We start from the raw sequence: 2,690 nt of genomic DNA on the forward strand, positions 1-2,690 counted from the left end.
ATATATCTGCGAATCTTGCGCTCAAGATATGAGCGATCGATCAAACAACTAAAGGAGCGTGTCGAGATGAAAGAAATTAGCCTTGCTATCCTTACTCTTCGTAATTTCAAAGGCGTTAGAAACTTCACACTAGAAACTAACGGCAAAGACGTTGTCGTTCTAGGTGACAATGCGGTAGGTAAATCAACTCTCTTTGATGCCTTCACATGGCTACTGTTTGATAAAGACAGCCATAACAACTCCACTTCAAACTTCAAAATCAAGACGCTTGATCGTGACGGTAATACGCTACATAACCTGCAGCATGAGGTAGAGGGAGCGCTACTGATCGACGGTAAACTTAAGACACTCCGCAAAGTATACGCTGAAAAATGGACGAAAAAGCGTGGATCCGCTCATCAGGAATTCGATGGACACACAACGGACCACTTCATTGATGGCGTTCCTAGCACAAAAGGCGAGTACACCAAATTCATCGATAGCGTTATAAGTGAGAATGTTTTCAAACTCCTAACTAATCCCGCATTCTTTAATGAAATGCACTGGAAAGACCGCCGTAAGACTTTGCTTGAAGTATGCGGTGACGTATCAGATGCAGAAGTCATCAGCAGTAATGAGAAGTTGGCTAAACTAATCAATATTCTAGGTGATCGCAGTATTGATGACCATCGGAAAGTTATCGCAGCCCGCCGTAGTGAGATCAATAAAGAGCTTGATAAGCTACCTGTTCGAATTGACGAAGCAAATCGCTCGATGCCAGATGTCTCTGAACTGGATGAAGGCTTTCTAGATGATGATATTGCTTCACTTAAGAGCAAGATTGAGAAAAAAGAAGCTGAGTTGTCCAGAATTCAAAATGGTGGCGAAGTTTCAGTGAAAGAGATTGCACTCCGAGAACTGGAGGGCGAGCTGCTTAACCTAAGGAACCAATTGCAATCTGGAACTATGGATAAAGTATCAGAGCTTCGCTCCACATTAAATAACCTTAAGTCGAAGCAATCAACTCTTCAGTTATCGATTGAAAATCATCAACAAAAGATTAAGCACAATAGAACGATCATTGATAGAAAGCTAGAAGAGGCTGATCGCCTTCGGAATAAATGGATTACCGTAAACGCAGAAGAATTTGCTGGAGAGCATGATGAGAACTGCTTTGCTTGCGGGCAATCATTACCTGAGGATCAAAAGAAACTGGCTCACGATCGGGCAATAGCACACTTCAATCGTGAGAAGGCCGAACGGTTAGAGGCTATATCGGTTACTGGCAAAGCCGAGAAGAGAGATGCCGATCAGTTAACAGCTGAAAATACTCAGCTCACCAATGCCCTTGAGAATTTAATCTCTCAATCTGAGGTTAAACGAGATGAAATTAAATCAGCTGAATCCGATCTGGAGAATCTCCAAGCAGGCATGACGGACGTTACAGCTCATCCTTCATATATCGAGAAGCAGAGTCAGATAGCAGCCATTAAGAATGAAATTCTTGGCTTACGATCGACTAATCAAGCGAAAATCGATCAAGTACGGCTTGAACTATCAAAGATTAGAAATGAAGCATTTGGTCTTGACCAGCATAAAGCCAAGTTCGCTCAGGTCATTGTGATTAAAGGACGCATTGAAGAATTGGTTGCACAGGAAGAGCAGCTTGCCAAAGAATTCGCTCGACTGGAAGAAGAATTGTTCCTGACAGAAGAATTCGTACGGGTCAAAGTAGCTCTTCTGGAATCCAGAATCAACAGTAAATTCAAGCATGTTCGCTTTAAATTGTTTGAAACTCAGGTCAATGGTGGCCTTGAAGAAAGATGCGACACTTTAATCGATGGCGTTCCATACGGCGCCGGGCTGAACAACGCCGCTGAGATCAATGCTGGTCTTGATATCATCAACACCCTTTCAGATTACCACGGCTTCACGGCTCCAATCTTTGTAGACAACGCTGAAGCAGTTACTCGGATGATCGAAACGAAAGGCCAGAAGATCAGTCTTGTTGTCAGCGAAAAAGATAAGCAACTCAGAGTAGAAACGAAATCGAAGTACCAGGAGGCGATCTAGTTGTCAGAAACTATAGCAGTAGCACAGAAGGAGCTTACGGCTTCTGAACGGTTCATGAATAAGGTTGTTGCTCAATTTACATCAGGTGTTGGTGAGGTCGCACTCACAAAGTTTCAGCAACGACTGGCGCAGAATTACTTCATCGCTCTAGACAATGTCCTTAAAACGGCAGAGTCAAAGCGAAATGATAAATACAACAATCTGCCAATGGCTTGGCAAAACGTGAACATGGAGAAGTTGGCAGTCAACGTAGTATCTTATGCCCGGATCGGTTTCGATCCGGCTCTCCCAAATCATATTAGTTTGGTTCCTTTCAAGAACAATACGACAGGTAAGTACGATATCGGGTTTATTGAAGGGTACCGCGGACTTGAACTTAAGGCCATCAAGTATGGTGCTGAGGTTCCAGACAGCACGACGGTTGAAGTTGTTTATTCTAATGATCGGTTTAAGTCCATTAAAAAGGATCGAAACAACGTCATTGAGAGCTATGAATTTGAAATCTTAAATGATTTTGATCGCGGTGAGATCATTGGAGGCTTTTACTATCACCAATTCAATAAAACACCAGATAAGAACAAATTAGTGGTCATGAACATGAAAGACATCTTAAAACGGAAGCCAGAGAAGGCAAGCGC

At 42.8% G+C, this 2,690-nt stretch carries 2 protein-coding genes; both read left to right on the forward strand.

The window, feature by feature from the left end:
* The first annotated feature begins 66 nt into the window (after positions 1 to 66).
* Positions 67 to 2,052 (forward strand): ATP-binding protein, encoded by a 1,986-nt coding sequence (locus AC1DUA_RS32885; protein ID WP_477503733.1) that lies wholly within the window; start codon positions 67 to 69, stop codon positions 2,050 to 2,052.
* On the forward strand, positions 2,053 to 2,690 hold a 638-nt coding region (locus tag AC1DUA_RS32890; protein WP_477503734.1), incomplete at its 3' end, for a recombinase family protein.

The organism is Paenibacillus sp. 01T422 (genome assembly GCF_056398785.1).

Excerpts from the sequence above, each read along its gene's own strand:
- AC1DUA_RS32885 (WP_477503733.1), top strand. The coding sequence starts at position 67 with ATGAAAGAAATTAGCCTTGCTATCCTTACTCTTCGTAATTTCAAAGGC.